We start from the raw sequence: 24,854 nt of genomic DNA, 5'->3' as shown, positions 1-24,854 counted from the left end.
GGCATTGGTTCACTACCTCGTGGCACTTTGTAGTGGTACTCTGTGGCACGGAGTACCGAGAGACCGAAGAGGGCCGACGATGGACGACCTGACGGAGATGCTGAAGGGCACGCTTGAGGGCTGCGTGCTTGAAATCATCGGCGGCGAGGAGACCTACGGGTACGCCATCACGCGTCGGCTGAACGAACTCGGCTTCGCCGACGTGGTCGAGGGGACGGTGTACACCATCCTGCTGCGCCTGGAAAGGAACGGGCTCGTCCAGGTGACGAAACGACCGTCCGGGCTGGGCCCGCCGCGCAAGTTTTATGCGCTCAACGACGCGGGGCGCGAGGAACTCGCAACGTTCTGGGCGAAATGGGAGTACATCACAGCACGGATCGACAAGCTCAAGGAGGGCGGGAGATGAACTTCTGGGAGACCATGACAGGCAGCGATCTCACCAGGGATTGGAAGGCGTTCGAAACCCGGGCCGAGGCGTTGCCGGCCGATTACCGGGCGGCGTGGGAACAGATCAAGGTTCATCTCTTTCCCTACTCGGGCTTCACGGGTCGCAACCTGACGCCGATTCTCGACGGCGCCCTGGGGCTACTCGAAGAGACAGCGGCGGATGGGCAGCGAATTCACGACGTGCTGGGCGACGACATCGCGGGCTTCTGCGCGGCGCTGGCCGGCGGAGAAGGGAGCCGAAGCTATCGCGACCGGTGGCGCGAGCAGCTGAACAGGAACGTCGCACGGAAATTGGGCCGGCTAGGAGGCTGACGTGGGTATCCAGGACATCATCGAGGGCAAGAAGCAGTGGCGGGCGCACATGGCCCGGGTCAAGGCGCTCCCGCCGGACTACCAGATCGTCTACAAGGAGATCCAGAGGTACTTCTTCAAGGTCGGCCCGGTCGGGCTGGCTGACGGGTCCCTGCTCTCGGGGATCGTCGATTTCTTCGAGGAGGGCGTGGCGGCCGGCAAGGGAGTCCTGGAGCTCATCGGCAACGACGTGGCTGCCTTCTGCGACGACCTCATCAAGGACTCGCGCACCTACGCGGACATCTACCAGGAGTCCATCAGGCGGGAACCTGGCACGTCCGGAAAATAGCCCCCGTCGATGCGAGGCCGTGGCGGGCGCCGTCACCACCGGGACGCGTTGTCGTGCCAGTGGACGCGCGCATGGACGGCCTGGCGAGCTGAGCCGCTTGTCAGCTCCCGACAGCTCCGCGCATGGCGAAGTCGCCGTCATGGGCCATCTGCTCCCGCATCGCCCGCGGTGCGGACCCCACCGCCGCCGGGCCCGTTGTGGTCCACCCGGTCACGATGTACGCCCCCAATCGTGCTCGCTTCGATGCCGCCGGTCGGGTCACCGCGACGGGCCCTGGCCCGGGGAGTCAGTCTCGTCTGCGGCCCGCCCGCCGCGTCGGCGGGACCGGCTTGAGCCGGAGGCAGCCGGCGACCTTTGCCGTTAGACCTCCTGCGTGGCGCGGTCCCCGAGAACGCACCAGCGTCCGCTGGAGCCGTGCCGAGAGCGACAGTCCAGGCTTCGATGCGGTGACCGGCCAAGGGGCTTCCCCCTTGGCCGGGCTGTCCCGCAGCCGCAGGTTCAACTCGCCCGTCCTCCTCATGGGAGGTCCGGACCGCAGCGTACGGATTGGTTCAGGCGCCGATGCCCTGCCGGTTCGGGACCACGACCGGAGCGGTCGTGGCGACCAGCGAACGAAAGTCAGGCCGGTCGACGACCGATGCTGGCCGACCACGCCCCGTGGTGCTACTCGATCGTCCCCGCGGGGGAGAAGCATCCAGGGCTCGGCGGACACGCATCCGTCTTCAGCCGACCCGGGCGCCCAGGCCCCGTGAGCGCTTCACGGAGGCCCAACAACCTTGGCTACCGCAGGTACAAGAGCCTGTCAACGCCGGCTGAAATATGACCCCTCTTAGCGGCAGCGTTCCAGGGTGGGCATCCAGCTGGCGGGGCCTTGATCGCCCTTGCTCTGGTTGACGTTGTCGGTACCGCGGCTAGGGATCGGCTGCGTCGGGCGATGGTCGTGCTCGCCTCCGCCGGCGGCAACAGCGTGCCGGTCATCGCCGGTCTGGTCCAGGCCGACGAGGACTGCGTCCGCGGTGTCATCCACCGGTTCAAAGAAATGGGGATGCCCAGCCTGGACCCTCAGTGGGCGGGTGGCCGTCCCCGCCAGATCAGTCCTGACGACGAGCAGTTCATCGTCTCGACGGCCAACACCCGCCCGACCAAACTCGGGCAGCCGTTCACTCGGTGGAGCATTCGCAAACTCGCCGACTACCTGACAACCAAACCCGGCCGGACCGTGCTCGTGGGTCGCGAACGGCTGCGGCAGTTGCTGCGTAAGCACGAGATCACCTTCCAGCGCACGAAGACGTGGAAGGAGTCGAACGATCCGCAGCGGGAGGCGAAGCTGGCCCGGATCGAGCACGTCATGCACCACTTCCCGCAACGGGTCTTCGCGTTCGACGAGTTCGGGCCGCTGACGATCCGCCCGCAGGCCGGTTCGGGCTGGCAGCCCAAGAACCATCCGGACCGGCTCCCGGCGAACTATCACAAGCTGCACGGCGTCCGGCAGTTCCACGGCTGCTACTCGATCGGTGACGACACCATGTGGGGTGTCATCCACCACCAGAAATCCGCGGCCAACACCCGCGCCGCCCTCAGATCGATCCGTGCGAAACGACCGGACGGTGCACCGATCTATGTCATCCTTCGTGATCGCCGGATCCGACCACCCCAACCACGTCACGCTGGGCCGCCACCTGCACCGATACCTGCGCTGGCGCAACGTCAACGCCCGCCACCCCGACGTCTTGGCCGCTCCCTTGAGCTCTCGTTGGCTTGGCGCAGCTCGCCGTGCTCCCTGGCTGGCCGCCGATTCTCCTCCAGGAGGTCCGTGCTCGGGCGGTCGACACGTTCATCCGCGTCGGCCTCCGCTTGGCGGATCCAGTTGCGCAACCGTTCGCCGCTCATGGCGTAGCCGGTGGCGAGCGGGCCCGCGTTCCTGCTACCTCGTCGGCGTGCGCGCGTAGCGCGGCGGCCAGGGTGTGCGCCACACCGGACCGGTGCCGGACCGCAGCACCGCGCCATCGAGGAATCTCATTGCAGTGCTGTGCGGTGCAGCATGTCCACGACCGCGTCCGCTGCGGTGTCGATGTCGAAGGAGCGGTCGGTGAGGAACTCTGCGACGACCGCGTCGATTGCGCCGCCCAGCATGATCGCCGTGGTATGGGCGTCGAGGTTCTGCCGGTATGCCTGGGCGGTCTTGGCGGCGTCGATGAGGTCGGCCAAGGGTCGCCATCGTTCGGGTGAGCGGGGCCGGTCGGGAATGCCGGTGTCATGGTCGTCGTCGAGTGCCTCGACGATGACACGTACGTGATCGGGGTTGGCGCCCATGTACCCGATGAGTCCGCGCACGTAGGCGTCGACCTGCCCTGCCGGTGTCGTCGCCTGCGCGATCAGTGCCCCGACCTGTTCGGTGAGTCCGGCGATCACCGTGTCGTAGGCGGCGCGGATGACTGCGCGTTTGGTGGAGAAGTGGTAGATGACAGCCGCTTTGGTAATGCCGGCTGCTTCGGCGATGCGCTGCAGCGAGCAGCCCGCGTACCCGTGCTCGGCGATCAGCCGGATGGTGACGTCGACCAACTGGGCGCGGCGGGCCTGCTCGGTGAAGGTGAGCTGCCGGTCCGGCGATTGCCGGCCGGTGCTCACCGTTCCTCAGCCAGAAAGGACGCCACGTCGGCGGCGATCCGGTCGGGTTGTTCGCCGTTGACGGCATGGGTGGCGTCCTCGTAGAACAGCACGGTTGCGTCGGGAAGGTTTGCCTCGGCATTGCGCCGGGCCTGCTGTGCGTCATGCATGACCGACTCCTCGGCAATGATCACCAGTACCGGCATTTTCAGGCTGCGTAGCTGCTCGTCGGTGAACCGGGTAGGAGCCGGTAGATCCAGCGAGTAGTGCTGCATGCCCGAGCCGATCATCTCGGCGATCGGGTCGTTCTCGACCGGCGCGCCCCCCGCTGTCCAGCTGTTGAAGCTGTCACGCCACGATTGCGGCGTCCACCGTACGGACGCGGGGACCGACCGCAGGATCGTCTCGGCCGGTAGGTCGGCGAAGGTCACCGCCGGGTCGATGAGCGTCACACCGGCGATCTTCTCAGGTTGTCGGATGGCCGCGTTGGCCGCGGTCCACCCGCCGATGGAGTACCCCACGAGATGAACCCGCGGTTCGGGGAGTTGGAGCAGCACCTGGTAGAACCAACTGGCCTGGTCCTGATGGTCATCGATGGGGCGGGCCTGCACACTCATGCCCGGCTCGCCAAGCAGATCCATGATGTACACGGTACGCAGGCGCAGGAGACGGGGCAGGTTGTCGGCCCACAGCGGCGAGGCCGCTGCCCGGCCCGGCACCAGGACGAGTGGGGCGCGGTCGGGCTCAGCGCCCGCGAACCGGTACAGCCGCACGATGCCGTACGTGGTCCGGACGTCGAGCGTCGCGGTGGGCCGTGGCAGCTCGGCCATGGCCCGGTCGTACGCGGCCACGAACCGGTCTCGGCCTTCGGCTGAGGTGAAGTAACCGACGGGCGTGGTGTCACGCAGGGCCAGCCAGCCGATGAACACCAGCAGCAGGGCGACGGTGGTCGCCTTGAGCCACCAGCGAGGCCGGCGCCACCACCGGGGTCTCGGACGGCCGGTAGCAGGTGGCACGGCGATGTCCGGTGTATCCGGGCGCGCGGTGCCGACGGTGTGGTCATCGGTCATCGATCTGCTCCTTCCGGCGGACCGCGGCGCGCGATCCATGACAAGTGGGAACTTACCACCCGGTTAGGAGACCGACCACTTGGTTAGCAGAAGCTGAGGAAGTCGACGAACGACGCATCCAAGGCGCATGGAGGAAGCTTGAGGCGACGCGCTACCGGCCACCCCACACACGTAGGGTCAAGCTGCAGGCACGGCTTACCGCGGCACATCACGCCCTTCTCCAGGAAGCCGGTCTCGTCGACGATGAGTACGCCGTCGTCGGCCCCCACGCCGCCGACTCAGAACCGCACGGCAATCCCGATCACCGGAGGTCGCCGCAGACGCAGGATCCGGGCAGCCCAGTTACCCAGCCGGGACAGGACATACTTCCGGGCCAGGAGACTTCTCGCGGTCGCCGTCCCCGCCTCGTCGAGCAGCCGGGCCGTGCCCTCAGCGCTCGGAGCACCCGGCGCGATCTTGCCCCGGAGATCGCAGACCGTCACCATCACCTGGCTGTTGTTGCGAATCCGCTTGACCTTCCAGGCGCCCGCCTCGGACACGATGAACAGCTCACCACCGTCCAGGACGTGCCAGACCGGCGTGGCGACGCCCGTGCCGTCCCTGCGATAGGTGGTGAGGCTGACGTACTTGCTCCGGCCAATCTCCGCTGCGACGGTCATCGGTCGAGCCTACTGACCGGGTATAAGCCGACGCGCCGTACGACCAGCGACTTTCTGACAGCCGCGTGCTCACGTCTCACGCCGAAGGAGGCCCCATCATGGCGGCGGAGCACGACGGCCCGCAGATCGTCGGTATCGATCTGGACCGGCGTCGGTCGGTGATCGTGCGGATGACCGAGGTGGGCGAGCGGCTGGACAGCGTCCGGATCGACAACGACCCGATGGTGCTGGCGATCGAGATCGTTAGAGCCGGTGGGAGCTCGCAGGTGGTGTTGGAGGCGACCTACGGCTGGTACTGGGCAGTCGACGTGCTGCAAGATGTCGGCGCGCAGGTGCACCTGGCGCACCCGCTCGGTGTGAAGGGATTCGCCCGGCGGATGAAGAACGATCTCGGGACGCATCCGATCTGGCCGACCTGTTGCGAATGGGCCGACTGCCGCGGGCGTACATCACGCCGCCGGCAGCGAAAACACAACCTGCACCTGCGTAACCACCGTTCCGTCCGACGTCGTGGCGGCTCTCGCTCCAGTCCAGACCAGTGCAGTACCGCGCCATGATCCCCTGTTCTCGCCCGAGCTGGGTGGCGGCTCTACGGTCGGTGGCGGCCAGGGGTGTGAGGATGCTGATCGCCGTGTCAGCAGCACCGGGCTGCCGGTGCGCGTCCGCGAGTTGACGGGCGGCGTGCGGGTCCCGGGCTCCCATGCGACGCGGGCGCGGCATGGGAGCCCGGGACGGGCCGACGGCCCGTGCCATCAGGTCCAGATGACGACGACGATGATCACAACATCGGCGGGTACGCAGTACCACCAGAGTTGACCGTTGACGACCACGGGAGTGCACACCCACCGGGCTACCCGCATTCCGGAGGTCCGGGCCAAATCCTCCAGGGTGGTGGTGGGGCCAGGATTCCGCAGTTCGCCCACCCGCTTGATGCCAGTGACGTCCTCTCCGGCCGCCAACGCATCGATCTGATCGGAGGTGATCCGATTCTTCTCCGGTTGCACGGCCGTCACTCCGGACGCCGCTGGCAGCCGCTTGCCGAAGGCCTCCTCCGCCTGCTGCTGAAGTTCCTGCATCGACGTCTCCGACTGCACGCCGTTGATGACGACCAGGTTCGGTCTCGCGTCCTCCCCGGCTTGGACGGAACTGGCGGACATGGCCGGGTTGGCCAATCCGACGGTGGCGACCGTCGTCACCACCAGCGCGAGAAACATCAGTTTCTGGCGAGTCCTCATCTCGTCCCCCTCCTTGATTCGACGTCGGGTGCCCCCCGGCACCCGCTCAACACCGCCACGGCGTTGCGGTCACACCGTGACACCGGGGGTTGAGGTGGCCCTGAGGCGGCGCTGAAATGAGCAGCCTGTCCGGTGTACGACGGTGCCCACGGCGACGGCCAACCGGTAGATAGCATTCGATCCCTTAGGCGCTCAGGCCTCAGGGGGTGGGCCCTATGCAGGTACGACTTCTCGGGCCGGTCGACGCGACCGTGCGCGGCCTGGTCCGGCCGGTGTCCGGGCTGCGCCGGAGGGCGTTGCTCGCCGCCCTCGCGCTGCATCCCGGCCACACCGTGAGCGCCGATCGGCTCATCGACATCGTCTGGGACGGCGTACCTCCGTCGACTGCGTCGAACTCCCTGCAACGCCACATCTCCTACCTACGCGGAGAGCTCGGCGCACGGACGGCCATCGCGGCTCGCCCACAGGGCTACGTGCTGAACCTGCCGGACGAGGCGACCGACCTCGAGGTCGCCGAGCGTTTCATCCGGGAGAGCAGGGCTTCGCAGGACCCCGCGCAGCGGGCCTGCCGGCTACGAGCTGCCCTGGCACTGTGGCGGGGTCGACCGCTGGCCGACGTCAGCGGGCTGAGCTGGCTGGACGAGCAGGCCGAACGTCTGAGCCAGATCGAGCTGGGGGCCATCGAGGCGCTCCTCGACGCCCGCCTGGCACTGGGCGAGCACGCGTTGCTGGTAACGGAACTGGAAGGGTTGACGCGTCGCCACCCGTACCGCGAGCAGTTCCACCACCAGCTGATGCTCGCGCTGTACCGCGCCGGGCGGCAGGCCGATGCGCTGGCGGTCTGTCACCGGTTGCGGGCCACCCTGGCCGAAGACCTGGGGATCGACCCGGCACGCTCCCTGCGGGACCTCGAAGCGGCGATCCTGCGACAGGACAGCGCCCTCGACCCGCCGCCGGCACCGGTCAGCGTGCGACCCGGCACGGCGCCGGGCACGGTCCCCGCGCAACTCCCGGTGGCCGTGCCGGGTTTCGCCGGCCGTCGTCGGGAACTCGCCCGACTCGACGCGCTGCTCGCGGCGTCGGAGCCGGCAGGCCCGACCGGACCCGCCACGATGGTCATCGCCGCGCTGTCCGGCACCGCCGGGGTGGGTAAGACGGCCTTCGCCGTGCATTGGGCACACCAGGTGGCCGACCGCTTTCCCGACGGGCAGCTGTACGTCAACCTTCGCGGATTCGACGCCGACGGATCGGTGGTACCCCCGGCAACCGCGATCCGCGGCTTTCTGGACGCGTTCGGGGTGCCGGAGCAGCGGATTCCCGCCGATCTGGATGCCCAGGCCGGTCTCTACCGCAGCGTGCTGGCCGGCAAGCGGGTGCTGGTCCTACTCGACAATGCACGCGACGTCGAACAGATCCGTCCGCTGTTGCCCGCCACACCGGGGTGCCTTGTGTTGACCACCAGTCGGGACCAGCTCACCCCGCTGGTCGCGACCGAGGGTGCCTGGCCGCTGTTCCTGAACCTGCTGACCGAGGAGGAAGCGCGGGACCTGCTGACCCGCCGCCTCGGCAGGGACCGGATCGCCGCAGAGTCGGCCACCGTCGACGACATCATCGCCCGGTGCGCGCGGCTACCCCTCGCCCTGGCCGTCGTCGCCGCGCGGGCGGCCGGCCAGCCCGGCTTCCCGCTTGCCGTTCTGGCCACCGAACTGCGCGACGCCGCCGACGGCCTGGACCCCTTCCACGGCGGCGACCCGGCGACCGACGTAAGGGCGGTCTTCTCCGGGTCGTACCGCACGCTGACCAGCGGCGCCGCCCGGCTGTTCCGGCTCCTCGGCCTGCACCCCGGGCCGGATGTCGGACAGCCCGCCGCAGCCAGCCTCGCCGGCCTCTCGTCGGCGCAGGTCCGGCCACTGCTGATCGAGCTGACCCGCACCCACCTGCTCACCGAACACCGGCCCGGCCGGTACGCCTTCCACGACCTGCTCCGGTTGTACGCGAGAGAGCTGGCCGGCACCGACGACGGCGACCGGCACCGGATGTTCGATCACTACCTGCACAGCGCCGACGCCGCCGCCCGGCTGCTGGATCCACACCGGGAGCCGATCACCCGGTCCGCACCGGTCGACGGCGTGACTCCGGAGCGCTTCGCCGACCATGCACGGGCCCTCAGCTGGTACACGACGGAGAAGCCGGTGCTCCTCGCCGCCGTCGAACAGGCCGCCCGCACCGGCTTCGACCGGCACAGTTGGCAACTGGCCTGGACCCTGCTCGACTTCCTCGACATTCACGGCTACTGGCAGGACCTGACCGCCGTCCAGCGCACCGCGATGACTGCCGCCCGGCGTCTGGCCGACCGGTCCGGTCAGGCCCACGCCCACTGGGGCCTGGCCCGCAGCCAGGCCAAACTGGGCCACGCCGAGGCGGCGTACCGGCACTTCCGGCACGCCTTGGAGCTGTTCGAGCAGCTCGGCGACCGGACCAGCCAGGCGCACACCCAACTCAACCTCGGCTGGGTGCTGGATCGGCAGGGACGCTACGCCGAGGCACTGCCCCACGTTCGACAGGCGATCGCCCTCTACGAGTCCATCGGTAACCGGGCCGGGCAAGCCGACGGATTCAACGCGGTCGGCTGGTATCTGACCCATCTCGGCGACCATCGGCAGGCGCTCGGCTACTGCCGGAGAGCGGTTGTGCTGCACGTGGAGACCGGCGATGAGCACGGTGCGTCGCAGGCCTGGGACAGCCTTGGCCAGGTATACGCCAACCTCGGCGATCACATCCACGCCACCGAGTGCTACCTGCGGGCCCTCGATCTGGTCCGGCGGCTGCGCATCCGGTACAACGAGACCATCATCCTGGGCCACCTCGGCGACGCACGCCAGGCCGCTGGTGACGTCACGGGGGCCCGCCTTGCCTGGCAACGCGCCCTGACCATCCTCGATCAGCTCGACCACCCCGACGCCGATTGGATCCGGACCCAGCTTCACCAACTCGGCACGACGACGGCCCGGCCGGTCCGACAATCCGTTAGCTCGATCCCATGACTTGCCCTACGCCCAGATCGGCCCACGTATCGGCGAGTTCGTTGGGAGAACACCGTTCGCCGACCCGCAACCCTGTAGGTCTTGTACCAGGACCGGACGCGAGACAGCGACCTCATCCGCCCAGCTGATCACACTCGTCAAGCCCGTAGTCGATCAAGCTTCCGTCGAAAGCGACAGCGCCCGTTACATCAAACCCCCCGCAGCAGCGGCCGTCATGGCGGCGGGGCGCGCCCCCGTTCCAGTCGGGGGAGCGGGGGAGTACCCGGGGTCGGGTCGCAGGTCCGAATCCCCGGGCAGGCGTACATCGTCGTCATCTGACAGATGTTTCGGCGCCCTGCCGCGCCGAGACTTCAGGCAGTTCCACCTTCACCCGCTCATACGTGATCGTGCGCGCGGTCGCGCCTGCCGGAGGTCTGCCATGTCGACGACGCACCCACCATTCGTCCCACCGGATCCGGCGAAGAGGCCGGGTTCCGGATGGCCGGGACGCATCCGAAAGCCACGACTGTCGATCGCACTGCTCGTCGCGACCCTGGTCGCGACGACCGCGACGGTCGTCTCCGCGTCTACCCCGGCCTACGCCAACGACCACTACAACAGCATCGAATCCGCGTCGGAGGCGAACCGACACTGGATGTCCCGGGTGTCGGACGACGCCAGCCTGGCCGATCTGTCGATTCCCGGCACTCACGACACTCTCGCGCTGTGCGGCCACTCGGCGAGCCAGAACGGCAGCGACTGCGAGTTCATCTCGACCAGCATCACCCAGACGCAGGAACGCCACGGGTACAGCGCCGAGACCCTGGCCGTCCAACTGGACGCCGGTATCCGGTCGATCGACATCCGGGTCCGGGTGGACAAGGGTGACGCCGGTCTGACGTTCACCGTGCACCACGGCGTCTACTACCAGTGGGCCAACTTCACCGACGTGCTCACGAAGATCGAGACCTTCCTCCGGGCGAACCCGACGGAGACGGTGCTGCTGAACCTCAAGGCCGAGTGCGAGGGCAGTGGAACGAGTTGCGCCGACGCGGACGGCTTCGGCAGCACCGAGTGGCGGAGGAAGGTCTTCGACTCGTACCTCACCGGGCGCTACTACACGGGCGACCGCGAGCAGACAACGCAGGGCAAGGCGTGGGAGAGCCTGTTCTGGACGGACTCGGTCGACGGTGCCGAGCAGACGACGACGCCGACCCTCGGCGCCGTACGCGGAAAGATCGTCCTGCTCGGGTTCCGCGGACCGTCCGGGGGCATCTACGGCGGTTACGGAATCGGTCAGCTCTATCCGGCCGGCGGCTCCTACGAGAACTACGTCCAGGACGAGTACAAGGTTCACGAGATCAGCAACATCGACGACAAGTGGGAGATGGTCCGGACGCACCTGCGCAAGACCAACGGGGTGTGGGACGCCAACCGTGGCGAGCAGACCCGGCACGACCACGAGCCTGACGCGCTCTACATGAACTACACCAGCGGCACGGGTGACCTGGCCCATCCCTACACCGTCGCCGGCGGCACCCCGACGGCGACCGGGGTCAACGAGTTCCTCATCCAGTGCCTGCGCGGCAGCAACGGCCGGTGCCCGGAGTTCTATCCGGATCGGGCGGACAACTTCGGCGGCCGGGAGACCATGGACCGGCTCGGCATCGTGATGATGGACTTTCCGGGTGGGAAGCTCATCGACGAGATCGTCGCCCGGAACCCACCGGGCCGGGCCGGCGGCAGCCTCAACGGCGGTGCCGGCGACCCGATGGAGGAGCATCCCGGCGGTGACAACGGCGGCACCCGGCCGGCGGTGCCGAGCGACCACGCGCAGTGCCGCCCGGACGGGATGATCCCGACCAGCGGCACCACCGCCCAGTACTGCCGGGTCTATCAGGGCGACGGCCGGGAGTGGCTCGGTCAGGGCCGGAGCCGGCGCGTGATCGGCTATTTCAACGGCAGCCGTACCGGCGCCGACGGCAAGCCGTACTACCTGGTCAAGAACATGCCGTGGTCGCGACTGACGCACATCAACTACGCCTTCGCCTGGATCGAGGGTAACCGGATCTCGGTCGGCGCGGACGGTTCGGACAACCCGGCGACCGGGATGACCTGGACCGTGCCCGGTGCCGAGATGGACCAGAGCCTGCCGTACCGGGGGCACTTCAACCTGTTGACGAAGTACAAGCGGCTGCATCCCCGGGTGAAGACGCTGATCTCGGTCGGCGGCTGGGCGGAGAGCCGCGGCTTCTACAGCATGACCACCAACGCCGACGGCAGCACCAACCAGGCCGGGATCGACACCTTCGCCGACTCGGTGGTCGACTTTCTCGGCCGGTACGGCTTCGACGGCGTCGACATCGACTTCGAGTACCCGACCGTGCTGGACGACACCGGCAACCCGAACGACTGGAACGATGCCCGGCCCCGCCGCAAGGGGTTGCCGACGTCGTACGCGGCCCTGATGAAGACGCTGCGGGAGAAGCTGGACCGGGCGTCCGCCGCCAACGGCCGCTACTACCTGCTCAGCTCCGCCTCGTCGGCCTCCGGTTACCTGGTCCGGGGCATGGAGAACCACAAGGCGCTGCGCTACCAGGACTACACCAACCTGATGGCGTACGACTATCACGGCTCCTGGAACGAGGTGGTCGGCCCGAACGCCGCCCTGTACGACGACGGCAAGGACCCGGAGCTGAGCGAGCTGTACAGCACGCCGGAATACCAGAAGGTCGGCTACTTCAACACCGACTGGGCCTTCCACCACCTCCGTGGCGCGTTGCAGGCCGGGCGGATCAACATCGGCATCCCGTACTACAGCCGGGGCTGGCGCAACGTCACCGGTGGCAGTAACGGCATGTGGGGAAAGTCCGTCGGCAGCGACTGCCAGCCGGGAACCGGCCTGGTACGCCCCTGCGGCGACGGCGCGGTCGGCATCGACAACATCTGGCACGACACCGGCCCGGACGGCCGGGAGGTCGGCGCGGGAGTCAACCCGATGTGGCACGCCATGAACCTGGAACGCGACCTCACCCCCCGGTACGACAAGGCGGTCGGCCTCACCCCGGACAGCGACCCGAGCGACCGGCGGACCGGCACGTACGACCGGCACTGGGACGCGACCACCCGCACGGCGTGGCTGTGGAACCCGGAGAAAAAGACGTACCTCTCCATCCAGGACACCGAGGGCCTGGACCAGATCGTGGACTACGTCAACCGCAAGGGCGCGGGCGGCGTGATGATGTGGGAGCTCTCCGGCGACTACGAGTGCCCGGCCGAGGCGACCGGCGACAACCCCTGCGTGATGGGCTACACCCTCACGGACCGGCTACACGAACGGCTCCAGGGCTCCGGCGCGTACGGCGACAACCGCAGCGCCGGCAGCTCGGTACAACGCCCGGCGGCGGCCGTCGACGTGACCGTCGACCTGGTCCGGTACCCGACCGACACGGCGAGCCTGTGGCCGCTGACCCCGACCGTGCGGATCAGCAACAACACCGGGGTCACCCTCGGCGGCGGCAAGGACAACGTCGTCTCGTTCGACCTGCCGACCTCGACGCCCGCGCTGATCAAGGACGGCAACTGGCAGGCCGGTGCCCAGGGCGGCCGCTGGCAGGTGCAGGCCGGGCACACCGGCCCGAACGCCGGCACCGGGCTCTCCGGCACCTTCCACCGGATCAGCCTCGCCCTGGACTACTGCCAGATCATCCCCGCCGGGCAGAGCCTGGAGGTGCCGATCGTCTACTACACCCCGGCCACCGGACCGGTGAACACCACGGTCAAGTTGGGCAGCACCACGTACGCCTCGGTGCCGGAGCAGAACCGGGGAGCCGCGAAGGTGACCCCGGCGGCCGGCGGATGTTCCGCACCGGCCTGGGACGCCGGCAAAATCTACAACCCGGCGAGCCAGTCGGTGGAGAACATCACCGTGAAGTACGCCGGAAACGTCTGGCAGGCCAAGTGGTGGACCCAGGGCAACGTGCCGGGCACCGGGGCCAACCCGGACCTGGAGCCCTGGCGGCTGATCGGTCCCGCCGGTTAGCACCAGTTCGCGGACGCCCGTCCGGGCCCGGCCAGGGCTCGGACGGGCGGCGCCCCAAGCGGTCAGCGGTCGGCGACGCCGTCCAGCTGGCCGCCTGCCGCGAACGCAGCCCGCCGGCTGGTTGGCGACGTCGCAGCCGACGGTTTCGATCTCCGCCGGGCACTCATCGGCGACGTAGTGCCGGCTCTAAAAGCTGATGCGCGCTAATGTCTCTGACATCGGGAGGGCCGCAACGGCAGGTTTTGCCGCCGTGGCCGTTGCTCCAACCTCCGCGACTCCGCCGGTCCCGGCGAACGCCGCCGCGATGAGATCACGAACTCGTTGCTACCGGCCGGTGCGGGCGCCGAGCCCGAAGCGAACCACGAACACCCCAGCCTGGCCGGAGGGCCCGCCAACGCCGGGCTCCAGACCTCTGTCGACTGTTGGGTGCACATGCCCTCTGAGCAGGCGCACGGTGGCAGAAGTTGACAGATTCAGATGACCCGCTCGCCGCCCCCGAGCGGGCAGCGCGTCGATGCGGGAAGAGCCCTGCAGCGGACAGCGCGTCTGCCTCGCCCATCATCACCACAACGCAGCGCCGCCTTCTCGACGACAGCCTGGCACGCACGGTCAACGGGTTGGCACTGACACACAACGACCGTGAGGACGGTGTACCGCATGCTTTGTTCAGGCCTCGACGCCGCCGGGACAGGCCGCACAAAGCACCGACCGGCAGCAATACCGACGGAGGAACACATGCCACGACTACGCCAACGCGCGCCGCCGACAAGAGCGACATATCACCCGAGGAGTTCGCAACAGGGTGTAGCAACCGGGGAGGGCGCATCTCGGCTGTTCGTCAGAGTCACCGCGATCCTGGCGATTTCGATTCGGCTGGGCCGCCACCTACAGCCTGCACCCCCATCGGTAAGAAATGACGGCCACGCCGCCGTCTCGCCTGACATATCCCACGAGCAGCGACGGCGGACAGGTGTTCTGCCGGCGGTGTCGGTGACGTAGCGTTCGATCAGCCAGACCTGGTTGACTGGGGGAAATGGCAGATCGGCCGGGGCGGGCGGCACCCGGATGGTGCGGAGGGTGATCCTGCCGTGGTGTGTCGACGCCTGCGTTTATTCTGTCGCATTCCATAGTCAACTTCCTGACAGACGCCTGATTCTGTTGATGGCGACACATTCCCCATCGTCACTGCCGAAGCAAAGATCTTGTAAATGGCAGGCGATCCACCTGAAAGAAACATTAAGGCATCAACCGGCTCGCCAGTTTGCCGCCAGGCTCAATCGGTACCGACGTGATCGCTCAGTCAATGCCCCGACCCGCAAATACTACGTCCGACGTCGATACCTGGATCACCCGACGAATTTGCGATGGCGTCATCGCGTCGCGCAGGCTGAAATGAATCGAAAAGTACGGATCAGCCTGCTCGGTGAGATGCTCATGGATTCATTTACTTACGGGAGGAACAATGAACCTGAAAGCGCTAGCCATTGCGGGGATTCTCGCCGCATCCGGCATGGTGGTCGCAGTCGGACCAGCCAACGCTGCTTTGAGCGATTGCCCAACGGACAGAATGTGCGCATGGGGAAACAATGACTACCTCTGGATGCTCTACACTCGCCCACACGGTCAGTCAGGCTACCTCAACTTTGAAGGCGAAAAGAATGACGAGATGGACTCCTGGGCTAATCGCTCCGCGAGCCACACCGGCTGCATGGCCGCGAACGCGAACGGCGGCGGCTATAAGCAAACAATGGCACGAAACTCCAACGACAACGATGTCAATCCTACGAACTCGGACATAGTCAGCTCGTGGCGTACTACGGGCGGTTGCTGACCAGGCTGTAGCTTCAACCCAGTAACGACCAAACTCTGATCTCGCAACCCGTGAGTGGTGACATGTCTTTGTTGGAGCTCCGCGATGTCAGCAAGTCGTACAAGACGGCGGCCGAGGAGGTCTGGGCTGTCCGGGACGTGAGCCTGACGGCCATGGCCGGCCAGTTCGTGTGCATCCACGGCCCCAGCGGCTCCGGCAAGTCTACGCTGCTCAATCTCATCGTCGGTCTGGATCTCGCCGATACGGGCGAGATCCAGACCGACGGTGTTGACGTCGTGCGTATGGACGAGACCGCGCGGGCGAACCTCCGCCTGCGCACCATCGGCGTGGTCTTCCAAGATCATGCTCTCATTGAGGAGTTCACGGCGGCGGAGAACGTCGCACTTCCGCTTGAGGCCAGCGGCACGACCACCGCCGCAGCCCTGCGAGAAGCCGACCAACTGCTAGCCAGGGTTGGTCTGTCCGATCTCGGCAAACGCTGGCCCGGGCAGCTCAGCGGCGGCCAACGGCAGCGGGTCGGGATCGCACGCGCACTCGCTGGCGGCCGACGCATCATCGTCGCGGACGAACCAACCGGCTCCCTGGACAGCAAAACATCGGCTAACCTGTTCGAACTCATCGCCGAACTCTGCTCCGCCGGGACCTTGGCGATCGTCTGTTCGCATGACCCGCTTTGCCGCAGGTACGCCGACACTCTGCATGAAATGGTCGACGGATCCCTTCGGGACGCGTCGTGAGCGGGGAGCCGCCGGCTGGATCAGGACCGCTGATCCTCACCTTCGCGCGCCGGTTCGCGCGTTCCCGCCGGCTGCGGGTCAGTGTCGTTCCGGTGTTCGTGGCCACGGTTCTGGTGACCGGGCTGTACGTCGCATTGGTCGGTCAATCATTGACCCCGGAGCAGATCGCCCAGCGGGATATGGGGCGCTACGGCGCCTTCGCTGGATTCGGAGCCGGGGACGTGGCTCCGGGCAGCACGATCCGGGAGTCGCTGGCAACTGCCCTGCCCAGCACGTCGGACCGACAGTCCAACGTCGCCGTGATTTCGACGGACCTCGCCGTCCCGGCGGTGGCGCACAGCTCGGTCAGGTTAATCGAGATGGACTGGGCACAGGACCCATTTCCGGGGAACTATCGGATGCTGTCCGGGCGCTGGCCCGAACGGCCGGGTGAGGCGATCATCGTCAATCCCGACGCGGCGACAGGCTCCATCCCGGACCACCTCAGCCTGTATGGCGGACGCGTCAAGCTCACCGTTGTCGGCACGGTCGACGATCTCTTCACGGGTAACGTGGAGGTCTTCGCCGGGCCCGGCACCTGGGCCGGCATGGATCCTGACCTTGCCTCACTCAACACCCGCCTTCGCGCCCAACCTGTCGTCTACTGGGACGGCACCGACGTGGCCGGGACCATCGCCGCCATCGCGGAGGCGCTGCGAGCGGCGTCGGACGACCCTGCGGCAGGGGATCTTGTTGACCGGGTGCAACAGACGTATACCAGTCGTCAATCGGTTCTGTCTCAGACACGTCCCTCATGGATCGACCGATCACCAGCCGGATACACGATTCCGTCGCTGGCCCTGCCGCTGCTGTCCACACTTGCCGCGTTCGCCCTGACCCGGCGTCACGTCGCGCGGTCGGTGCGTCGGATGATATCGGTGGGCGTGCCCCGCCGAATCGCGGTCGGCGGTGTCGGTCTCGCCCAGGGTGCCTGGTGCCTGGTCGCGACGGTGGCGGGGCACATCGTCGGTCTGGCCCTGGGCGTGGTGGCCGCCCGAATCACGGCCGAGGTGCTGGCACAGCCGACCGGGCCGATACCCACCGCCGTCGGGCCCCTCGCGCGGACCATCGCCATGGTCGTTGCCGGCTGCGCCTTCGGCACCCTGCTGATCGCCCGGGCCAGGGCCGCCCGCACCGATCCGGCGAGAGGGTCGGGGCCGACCACCGCGCAAGCATCACCGACGCGGCGTGATGGCCTGGTGCGAAATGCACGCCACCTACTGGCGACGCTCGCGGTCGGTGTGGCGCTGACGCGCCTCCCCGGCCTTGACTCCCCCGCCAAGGCCATGCAGACCGCCGGAATCCTGGCGGCCGCGGTGCTGCTGATGCTGCCAGATCTGATCCCAGCGCTCCTTCGCCGATTGCCCGAGGCGAACCTGCGTGCCCGACTCAGCAAACGGCAACTCCTGGCAGACACCAGCCGGGTCACCATGCTCATCGCCGCCATCGCGATGCTGCTGGGGTTGTCCACCGGCTTCGTGTCGCTGCTGGACACGATGATGCGCACCGCCGGAGCAGAGGTCTACCCAGATGTGCTGCCCGGCCAGGTCCAGATCGCCGACAACAACACGGACGTTCAACCGGCACCGCCGACCGCAGTCAAGGCGGCGCAGACCGTACCCGCCCTACGCGACCAGACACCGGTCACCATCCACTTCCTCGCCACCACGGACGGCACAACGGTGACCCACATCATTGCCGGACAAGCCTTCGGACTCGTGCTGGCCGTGGACTCGGCTGCCGACGCCGACCGGCTCCTCCGGACGAAACTCAACGAAAGGCAGCGGGCGCTCCTGGCCCGCGGCGGAATCCTCTTCTGGGATCACCACACCCCGATCGGCGCCACCGTCGACCTTCGCCACCAGCAGACCGATACGGTCAGCGGCGTACTGGCCACCATCCCCGCCGAGGCGTTCCATGTGAACGAGGCGGCATGGAATGTAGGCACCACGGGCCTCGTCCTGACCGCGACCGCCGGCCGGCACCACCTCCCCATCACCGCCGGCACCGTCATCTTCACCGACATCAGCAGCGCCGACGCGGAGGCAGCGCAGACCGCGGTCACCGCCGCCGGAATGGATCCACGCAACGCACGAATCCATCGCACACCACCCAGACCAATCCCACCGATGGCACTCAACCTCACCGCCGTCGGCGTGGTGATCCTCGCGCTCGCCGTGACCCTGACCCTGACCCAGACCCAGACCCGCATCCTCCGGGAGCACCTCGGACACCTCATCGCGCTCGGCCTGTCCACCCGCTGGGCCCGAACAATCGTCATCCGCCAACACCTCGTCCTGACCGTCCTGGCGACCGCGATCGGGCTACTCATCGGCCTCCCAGCCGCGCTGCTGGCAGCCTGGCGGCTCCCCGGCTTCGTCCTCAGCATCCCGTGGGAACAACTGGCGATCCTGACCGCCGCTGTCTACTCATCGATCGCCGTCGCAACGGCGCTGGCCACCCGCCGGCTCACCGCCAAGGACCGGTTGACGGCGTGACCAGTGAGATCCACAAAAGCTAGAGAGCCCAACCCCTGATTCAGCTCTCCTGGCAACGCGGAAGCCCTGGCGGGACATCGGTCCTGACCAGGGCTTCCGTCTGTGGAGCGGGTGACGGGAATCGAACCCGCACTGTCAGCTTGGAAAGTACCGAAGAGTGGCCTTCATAGAAGCCGACGCCCTGGTCGCGGCGGTCTTCAGCGGCGTCCGTGATAGATATCCGCCGGAAATCGGGCTCGGTGGCGACCACGGACGAGGCTAAGCTCGCCGCTACCGGCGATCGGTACCGGGCGACGGCCGAACGGCCCGAAGCCATGTCGCCCGGCCGCCGCCCGTTCGCTGTCCTCCGTGCCTGGTCCGGGCGCGGCGAGCGTCCGCGCACCGGTCGCTACCAGAACGCCGCTACCAGCTGTTCGAATCCGTACGCGCCCCACGGGCGCGACACCGCCCAGCCATCATCTGAGGGGAGAGCTCGAAGCACCATGATCAGCCAGGTCGTCTTCCTGCGGGTGTCCGCCGGCGGACACCTCAAGCCCGAAGGACGAGCGCCGTCTCAACGACGGGGGGTGCCGCCAGGCGGACGCGAACCACGCTTTACCGATCGGTGACCATTCCGCGCCGCGGACGGGCCCGGGTCTGCTTCACTATGAAGCGATGGGCAGCGCATCGATCAACATCATATTGTGGATCGAGGCCAGTTCTCAAGGTCACTACGTCAATGCACCGCATGGGGGATGACGATGCAGACCGCTCAGACGACGGCAAGCGCGCTGGACTACCCGGCCGACGATCGAATTGACTTCTTTCGCGAGTCGATATCGACCTCGCTCGCGCCGATGGATATCCGGGCTGAACCCTCGGCCAACTTCATCGCCACGATGCGATCAGTCGATCTCGGCGCCCTCCAGCTGTCGACCTACAAATTTCCGTCACTTGAGGTGCTTCGCACCGCACGCATGATCAGACAGTCCGACCCCGACATCTACATGCTCAACCTGACTCTCCGTGGACGAGGCGCCGTTCGCCAAGATCGCCGCACCTGCATGGCCCAGCAAGGCGACCTCTGCTTCTACAACCTCTCAAGCCCGTACCAACTCAGCTATGCGGGAGAGCCCGGCGCACGCGACAAGAATACGGCAATCAGTGTCCAGATCCCCCGAGCCCTGCTACCGATTCCCATTCAAAAGGTGAAGCGGCTCTTCGCATCACCCCCGTTCCCCGGCCAAGCTGGAATCGACGCCGTGCTGTCACAACATCTACGTCAACTCGCCCAAAACGCCGACCAGCTTCGACCCGCCGACGCAACACGCCTCGGCACAATTACCCTCGACCTCATCGCGGCCACGCTCGCCCATCACCTCGACACCGAAGCGACGCTCCCACCCGAGACCCGGCAACAAGCAACCCACGCCTGCATCCTGAACTTCATCGACCGACACCTGGCCGACCCGGCGCTGACTCCATCAACGATCGCCGCCGCCCACCATATCTCCCTACGCACCCTGCACCGCCTCTTCCAGGCACAGGGCACGACCGTCACCGACTGGATCCGCCACCGCCGACTCGACCGCTGCCGACGCGACCTCACCGACCCAGCCATGAACACCCAGTCCATCCAGGCCATTGCCGCCCACTGGGGCTTCCCCGACAACGCACACTTCAGCCGAACCTTCACCGCCACCCACGGCCTGACCCCAAGCACCTACCGGCAGCACCCACACGGCGTGATACCCCTGACATCGATCGGCAATCCACCCGCCGACGCCGGAAACTGACGCCCATTGTCAACCGCCCTGACACCCTCGACCACGTTGCCGCGCTGCCCAACATTCCTGCAGTGCTCGTAGGCTGCGGGCCGCGAAGAACAGGGCGTCAAACACGTGGATCGCGAACAGATAGATCAACCGGAACGCCATGACCCTGAAGGTGCTCCAGCCTTGCAAGGGCCCAGCTCACAGCGCGTGCGACACGTACTGGCACCGTACAGGTCAAGGGGTCGTCGGTTCGAATCCGGCCGTCCCGACAGACAAAAAGCCCTGACCAACAGAAACCCTGGTCAGGGCTTTAAGTTTGTCTATGATCTTCTGCCAGTCCTTGCTGAAGTGACCCCTATCGGCCGGACACCTCGATGTCTGTCAGGGACTCTTGGTGGATCTTCTCGTAGGTGTCGGGGCTGACGTTACCCAGACGACTGTGCCTGCGGCGCGGGTTGTAGAAGCCCTCGATGTAGGAGAAGACTTCCATCTCCAGTTCGTGTCGGGATGGCCAGGCGCGGGTGTAGATGAGTTCGGTCTTCAGGGTGGCGAAGAACGTCTCGGCCATGGCGTTGTCGAAGCAGTCCGCGACCGAGCCCATCGAGGCCAGGACGCCACAGGAGCGCAGGGTGCGGCCGAACTCGAACGACGTGTACTGCGTGCCGCGATCCGAATGATGGATCACCTGCTCCGGTGCTGGTCGGCGATGCTGGATTGCCATGCCGACGGCGTCGAGGATCAGCTCGGTGCGTAGGTGATCGGTCATCGCCCACCCGACCACACGCCTGGAGTACGCGTCGACGACCACGGCAAGGTAGAGGAACCCTTCCCAGGTGCGCAGGTAGGAGATGTCCGCGACCCACAACCGGTTCGGGCCGGCGGCGGTGAACTGCCGCTGGACGAGGTCGGGCGCGGTCGCCGGCGTCGCGGACTTGCGGCGGGCTTTGCCGCGCCGACGCCGGTGGGCGCCCTCGATTCCGGCCAGGCGCATCAGCCGGGCCACGGCCTTGCGATTCCACCGGTGACCCCGATCGTGTAACTCGGCGGTGAGCCGGCGGGCGCCGTAGACGCCCCGGTGCTCCGACCACGCCCGTCTGGTCACGTCGACGCGGGCTTGGTCGTGACGTTTCCGGTCGACCACGCGTTGTCGACCGGCGCGTAGCCACTGGTAGAAGGCGCTGTGTCCGACGCCGAAAAGCCGGCAGAACAGACGGACTGGATAGGCGGTCTTCTCCGCGGCGATGAACCGGTACACGTCGGTCCGGTTCACCGCTCCGTCTCGCGTGCGAAGAAGACCGCGGCTTTTTTCAAGATCTCCTTCTCCAGCTCAAGCTGGGCGACCTGCCGCCGCAGCCGCAGTAGCTCGGCCCGCTCGTCAACACCCAGTTCGCCACGACCGGAGTTGCCGCCGTCACGTTCCTGTCGCAGCCGGTCGACCCAGTTACGCAGGGTCTCGTGGTTGACGCCCAGCTCACGACCCACATCACGGATCGTGCGGCCAGAATCCAGCACCAACGCCGCTGCCTGACGCCGGAACTCCTCGGGGTACTTACTCTGTCGAGCCAACGCGTTTCCTCCTCCTTGGCAGGATGCCAAGTCAGGAGGTGTCCGGTCTCAGGGGGTCACTTCATGCCGGAATTCCGTAGCGCGATCCGCACCACGCACTCGTGCCAGAACAGGACCGTCATCGGTACTGGGTCTGCGGAGTTGTCAGCTGCGGCCGTGCGTGGGGGACGAGGGCGAGCAGCTGGATCGCGGCGAGTCCGTACTGTGCGGCGTTGTTGGTGGACACGAACGCCGCCTCGTCGACGGGCATGAGGACCTGTGTGCCGTCGGTCCGGGTGAACTGCCATCGGGTTTCGCGCTGAAGGGCGTTGCGGTTGAGCTGATCGCCCTCGTCCAGGATGAACTTGCGCCAAGCGAGATCCGCCAGGCTCGGATCGCCCGTGCGCGCCGCGGCGTACGCGGTGAGGCGGCTGTGGGCCTGGACGAGTGAGATGCCCTCGAGTGGTTGCCCGACCTCGGACTCCTGCTGCTCCGGCGGCGCCAGATAGAGACGGCAATAGTCCAGCCAGGCCCGTTCGAACTGCGGCAGGCCGAGATCGAGATCGATGAGCTCGGCAACGATCTCCGGAAGGCCGAAGACGGCCGACAGGTGCGACACGCTGATGTCGTCGAGCGTGGTGTCGAAGCGGCCGGTCGACAGGTCGAGCCGTGCGTGACCCGTGAGGAAGCCATGCGGCAGCTTGCCGATGTCCGCCATGGTGCCGAGCAACCGGTCGCGCGCCCGCGTGTCGCCGTGCCGCTCCCACCGGGTGAGCCAGGCGGCGGCCAGGGAGCCCCAGTCGGTGCCGAGGCTGACCGACAGGGCGTGTGGGTCGGCCAGGTACGTGTCCGTGCGGATCTTGCGGTGCGGGTCGACGACGAGGAACGTCTCCTCCGGCATGGCGAGCTCGTCGAGCAGGTCACCGGTCCGTTCGTCGGCGGTCAGGTAGTAGTAGAACCGCCGGTAGGCCGCGTTGGAGATGCGCAGCTGCTTGCAGCTGCATCCCCAGTGCTGCACGTTGTGCCGCGAGCCGAGGCCTTTCCAGCGGCCGAGGTGGTAGACGTCGACCTCGCCGGTGTGCCGCGTCATCGCCTCGGCGAAGCGGAATACGTCGGCCCGGCCGGTGCGCAGGTACTGGTACCACAACCAGAGGTCGGGGGAGAGTTCCGAGTTGTCCCAGGCGTATCCGCCGATGTCGTAGCGCCAGGTGTGCCGGTCCGGGTCGTACGCGTGCATGACATCCCCGTAGTCCCAGAACCCGTACCAGCGACGTTGCTCGCGTTGGCGTACGTAGTGGTCGAAGAGAAAGTCCAGACGGTCCTCGATGTCCTGGTGCCGATGGTCGGGGTCGGGCACGCTCCAGCCGCCGAAGACGTTCGCGGCCAACAGCCGTTCGGGGGAGGCGGTCAGCAGCCCGGGGGAGGTGAGCATCGCGGCGTGCTCGGCAAGCTCGTCGTTCGACGGTGTCGTGTCGTGGACGCGCAGACTCAGCTCGTGCGTCCGCGCGATCCCATGCGGCGTTCCGTAGCCGGGTTCGTAGTCCTCGTAAGTGATTTCGAGGCCCTCGAGCTGCTTGGCGAAGGTGTCCTGGCCCAAGCCGTCGTGCCAGTACCGCAGATCCATCGCCGGGGCGCTCGGCGACCACATCCACACCGTCGCCGTTGCGACGTCGGTCGCCGCACCGCGGATGTCGAGCCGGGTCGGGTGCAGCTTCCAGAAGTCACGAAGACCGAACCCGAGACCACCCCCTGTCGCACCACCGAGGTAGCCGTATCCCGCTGACCGGGTACCGGATGGGATGGTGACCCAGGCGTGGCCGGACGCCGTCCGCTTGCGCAGCAGAAAGCCGTCGGCGCTGGTCTGGTCGAGTGTGTAGTCGTTCCAGGTGGGAATGAGATGCAGCCGGCGCGCCACCTCGTCGTTGTGGATGTCACCGACCGGACGGCCGGCGACCTGTGCCCGTCGTACCTCCGCGCCTGGGTCGCGGCGCAGACCGGTCAGGCCGCGGACCGCTTCGGTGAGGAAACCCTCCGGTCCGGCGAGCCGGAGGTGCCGGTCGTGCGGGTCGTCGCGCATCACCACGTCGGCGCTCAGCCCGAGCCCGGCTAGGAAGTCCCGGTCGGGATCGCCGTCCCAGACGAAGGTGTGCACGACGCGTACGTCCGGAGCGCCGGCGTAGAAGTACAACCGGACCTGGAAAGGCAGCCAGTCGCCGTGGCGACCGTCCAGTCGCACGACGGCACGGACCGGTCCGTCCTGCTCGACCGTGATCTGTTCGACCGCGGCGGTGATCCGCTGGCGGTCGCGCGAACCGTCGTCGTCGGGTAGGTGCTGCCGCAGGCTCACCAACCGCGCCGCCCGTACGATCTGCCGACCGCCGTACTCGATCGACGCGATGAGGTGCGGGCGGCGCAACCTCCACGTCACCGGCCCGGTGCTGACCCGGAGATCATCTCCCGAGCCTGTCACGGTGACGGACTCGGTCGGGGGGCCTGGCTGATGGCCCGTCACCACCTCGTACGACGCGGCTGGGTCGTCCTGCGGGCCGATCGCGTGGGCCGACCACTTGACTGAGCCGTCCGGCCAGGTGGCCGTGGTCCAGCTCTGCACCGGTGTGCCGTCGGCCAGCGCGAATGGAGTATCCGCGTCAACCGTGCCGCGGGCCCAGGGAAGTCCCCAGGTGGTGCCCTGCCTTCTCGGCCCGTCCAGCCACCGTACCTTCACTC

General features: G+C 67.3%; 17 protein-coding genes and 1 pseudogene. 11 read left to right on the top strand and 7 right to left on the bottom strand.

What is annotated here, in order from left to right; all coding sequences use genetic code 11:
• Positions 1–79 precede the first annotated feature (79 nt).
• From ACQEUR_RS22525 to ACQEUR_RS22510, 4 genes and pseudogenes are all read left to right on the top strand, one after another.
• Positions 80–406: a PadR family transcriptional regulator gene (locus ACQEUR_RS22525; protein ID WP_433034521.1), complete on the top strand. Its 327-nt coding sequence runs from the start codon at positions 80–82 to the stop codon at positions 404–406.
• Complete coding sequence (locus tag ACQEUR_RS22520) at positions 403–759, top strand: DUF1048 domain-containing protein (protein ID WP_433034519.1); 357 nt, start codon at positions 403–405, stop codon at positions 757–759. The genes ACQEUR_RS22525 and ACQEUR_RS22520 overlap by 4 nt, the downstream gene beginning before the upstream one ends.
• Before the next feature lies 1 nt (position 760).
• Positions 761–1,087 (top strand): DUF1048 domain-containing protein, encoded by a 327-nt coding sequence (locus ACQEUR_RS22515; protein WP_433034517.1) that lies wholly within the window; start codon positions 761–763, stop codon positions 1,085–1,087.
• Between the two features lie 919 nt (positions 1,088–2,006).
• A pseudogene (locus ACQEUR_RS22510) lies at positions 2,007–2,841 on the top strand (helix-turn-helix domain-containing protein); the annotation flags it as partial.
• 262 nt (positions 2,842–3,103) lie between these two features.
• Here ACQEUR_RS22510 and ACQEUR_RS22505 read toward each other — a convergent pair.
• The 3 genes from ACQEUR_RS22505 to ACQEUR_RS22495 all read right to left on the bottom strand — a co-directional run bounded on the left by ACQEUR_RS22505 (position 3,104) and on the right by ACQEUR_RS22495 (position 5,423).
• A complete protein-coding gene (locus ACQEUR_RS22505; RefSeq protein ID WP_433034515.1) occupies positions 3,104–3,715 on the bottom strand; it encodes a TetR/AcrR family transcriptional regulator in 612 nt (203 codons plus the stop codon).
• A complete protein-coding gene (locus ACQEUR_RS22500) occupies positions 3,712–4,623 on the bottom strand; it encodes an alpha/beta fold hydrolase (protein ID WP_433034513.1) in 912 nt (303 codons plus the stop codon). Before ACQEUR_RS22500 ends, ACQEUR_RS22505 begins: the two co-directional genes overlap by 4 nt.
• A gap of 419 nt (positions 4,624–5,042) precedes the next feature.
• A complete protein-coding gene (locus ACQEUR_RS22495) occupies positions 5,043–5,423 on the bottom strand; it encodes a PPOX class F420-dependent oxidoreductase (protein ID WP_433034511.1) in 381 nt (126 codons plus the stop codon).
• 98 nt (positions 5,424–5,521) lie between these two features.
• On the opposite strand from ACQEUR_RS22495, the gene ACQEUR_RS22490 reads away from it, so the two are divergent.
• The gene (locus ACQEUR_RS22490; RefSeq protein ID WP_433034510.1) at positions 5,522–5,980 is read left to right on the top strand and encodes a hypothetical protein; all 459 of its coding nucleotides are present in this window, start codon (positions 5,522–5,524) and stop codon (positions 5,978–5,980) included.
• Positions 5,981–6,175: 195 nt separating this feature from the next.
• On the opposite strand, the gene ACQEUR_RS22485 is transcribed toward ACQEUR_RS22490, so the two are convergent.
• A complete protein-coding gene (locus tag ACQEUR_RS22485) occupies positions 6,176–6,637 on the bottom strand; it encodes a hypothetical protein (protein ID WP_433034508.1) in 462 nt (153 codons plus the stop codon).
• A gap of 236 nt (positions 6,638–6,873) precedes the next feature.
• Between ACQEUR_RS22485 and ACQEUR_RS22480 the strand changes: the two genes are divergently transcribed.
• The 6 genes from ACQEUR_RS22480 (at position 6,874) to ACQEUR_RS22455 (ending at position 20,603) form a co-directional block, all read left to right on the top strand.
• On the top strand, positions 6,874–9,702 hold the full coding sequence (locus ACQEUR_RS22480; protein WP_433034506.1) for a BTAD domain-containing putative transcriptional regulator: 2,829 nt from the start codon (positions 6,874–6,876) through the stop codon (positions 9,700–9,702).
• A gap of 418 nt (positions 9,703–10,120) precedes the next feature.
• Positions 10,121–13,723 (top strand): phosphatidylinositol-specific phospholipase C domain-containing protein, encoded by a 3,603-nt coding sequence (locus ACQEUR_RS22475; RefSeq protein WP_433034505.1) that lies wholly within the window; start codon positions 10,121–10,123, stop codon positions 13,721–13,723.
• Between the two features lie 1,462 nt (positions 13,724–15,185).
• Positions 15,186–15,554 (top strand): hypothetical protein, encoded by a 369-nt coding sequence (locus ACQEUR_RS22470; protein ID WP_433034503.1) that lies wholly within the window; start codon positions 15,186–15,188, stop codon positions 15,552–15,554.
• 62 nt (positions 15,555–15,616) lie between these two features.
• The gene (locus ACQEUR_RS22465) at positions 15,617–16,291 is read left to right on the top strand and encodes an ABC transporter ATP-binding protein (RefSeq protein WP_433034501.1); all 675 of its coding nucleotides are present in this window, start codon (positions 15,617–15,619) and stop codon (positions 16,289–16,291) included.
• A complete protein-coding gene (locus ACQEUR_RS22460; protein ID WP_433034499.1) occupies positions 16,288–18,828 on the top strand; it encodes an FtsX-like permease family protein in 2,541 nt (846 codons plus the stop codon). Before ACQEUR_RS22465 ends, ACQEUR_RS22460 begins: the two co-directional genes overlap by 4 nt.
• A gap of 734 nt (positions 18,829–19,562) precedes the next feature.
• Complete coding sequence (locus ACQEUR_RS22455) at positions 19,563–20,603, top strand: helix-turn-helix domain-containing protein (RefSeq protein ID WP_433034497.1); 1,041 nt, start codon at positions 19,563–19,565, stop codon at positions 20,601–20,603.
• Positions 20,604–20,937: 334 nt separating this feature from the next.
• Here ACQEUR_RS22455 and ACQEUR_RS22450 read toward each other — a convergent pair whose 3' ends face one another.
• The 3 genes from ACQEUR_RS22450 to ACQEUR_RS22440 all read right to left on the bottom strand — a co-directional run bounded on the left by ACQEUR_RS22450 (position 20,938) and on the right by ACQEUR_RS22440 (position 24,852).
• Positions 20,938–21,852 carry an IS3 family transposase gene (locus tag ACQEUR_RS22450; RefSeq protein WP_433034495.1) on the bottom strand — a complete coding sequence of 305 codons (915 nt, stop codon included), beginning with the start codon at positions 21,850–21,852 and terminating at the stop codon, positions 20,938–20,940.
• Positions 21,849–22,148 (bottom strand): transposase, encoded by a 300-nt coding sequence (locus ACQEUR_RS22445; protein ID WP_433024480.1) that lies wholly within the window; start codon positions 22,146–22,148, stop codon positions 21,849–21,851. The genes ACQEUR_RS22450 and ACQEUR_RS22445 overlap by 4 nt, the downstream gene beginning before the upstream one ends.
• A gap of 118 nt (positions 22,149–22,266) precedes the next feature.
• Positions 22,267–24,852, bottom strand: a complete 2,586-nt coding sequence (locus ACQEUR_RS22440; protein ID WP_433034493.1) for a hypothetical protein — start codon at positions 24,850–24,852, stop codon at positions 22,267–22,269.
• Between the last annotated feature and the right edge of the window lie 2 nt (positions 24,853–24,854).

Source organism: Plantactinospora sp. CA-290183, from assembly GCF_050936375.1.
Lineage (GTDB): Bacteria > Actinomycetota > Actinomycetes > Mycobacteriales > Micromonosporaceae > Plantactinospora.
Note: the sequence above shows the minus strand (reverse complement) of the source record. Positions and strands in the feature narration are given on the sequence as shown.

Bases quoted from the DNA above. Each gene is read 5' to 3' on its own strand.
- ACQEUR_RS22525 (WP_433034521.1), top strand. From the start codon at position 80: ATGGACGACCTGACGGAGATGCTGAAGGGCACGCTTGAGGGCTGCGTG.
- ACQEUR_RS22520 (WP_433034519.1), top strand. From the start codon at position 403: ATGAACTTCTGGGAGACCATGACAGGCAGCGATCTCACCAGGGATTGG.
- ACQEUR_RS22495 (WP_433034511.1), bottom strand. From the start codon at position 5,423: ATGACCGTCGCAGCGGAGATTGGCCGGAGCAAGTACGTCAGCCTCACC.
- ACQEUR_RS22490 (WP_433034510.1), top strand. From the start codon at position 5,522: ATGGCGGCGGAGCACGACGGCCCGCAGATCGTCGGTATCGATCTGGAC.
- ACQEUR_RS22485 (WP_433034508.1), bottom strand. From the start codon at position 6,637: ATGTTTCTCGCGCTGGTGGTGACGACGGTCGCCACCGTCGGATTGGCC.
- ACQEUR_RS22480 (WP_433034506.1), top strand. From the start codon at position 6,874: ATGCAGGTACGACTTCTCGGGCCGGTCGACGCGACCGTGCGCGGCCTG.
- ACQEUR_RS22475 (WP_433034505.1), top strand. From the start codon at position 10,121: ATGTCGACGACGCACCCACCATTCGTCCCACCGGATCCGGCGAAGAGG.
- ACQEUR_RS22470 (WP_433034503.1), top strand. From the start codon at position 15,186: ATGAACCTGAAAGCGCTAGCCATTGCGGGGATTCTCGCCGCATCCGGC.
- ACQEUR_RS22465 (WP_433034501.1), top strand. From the start codon at position 15,617: ATGTCTTTGTTGGAGCTCCGCGATGTCAGCAAGTCGTACAAGACGGCG.
- ACQEUR_RS22455 (WP_433034497.1), top strand. From the start codon at position 19,563: ATGACGATGCAGACCGCTCAGACGACGGCAAGCGCGCTGGACTACCCG.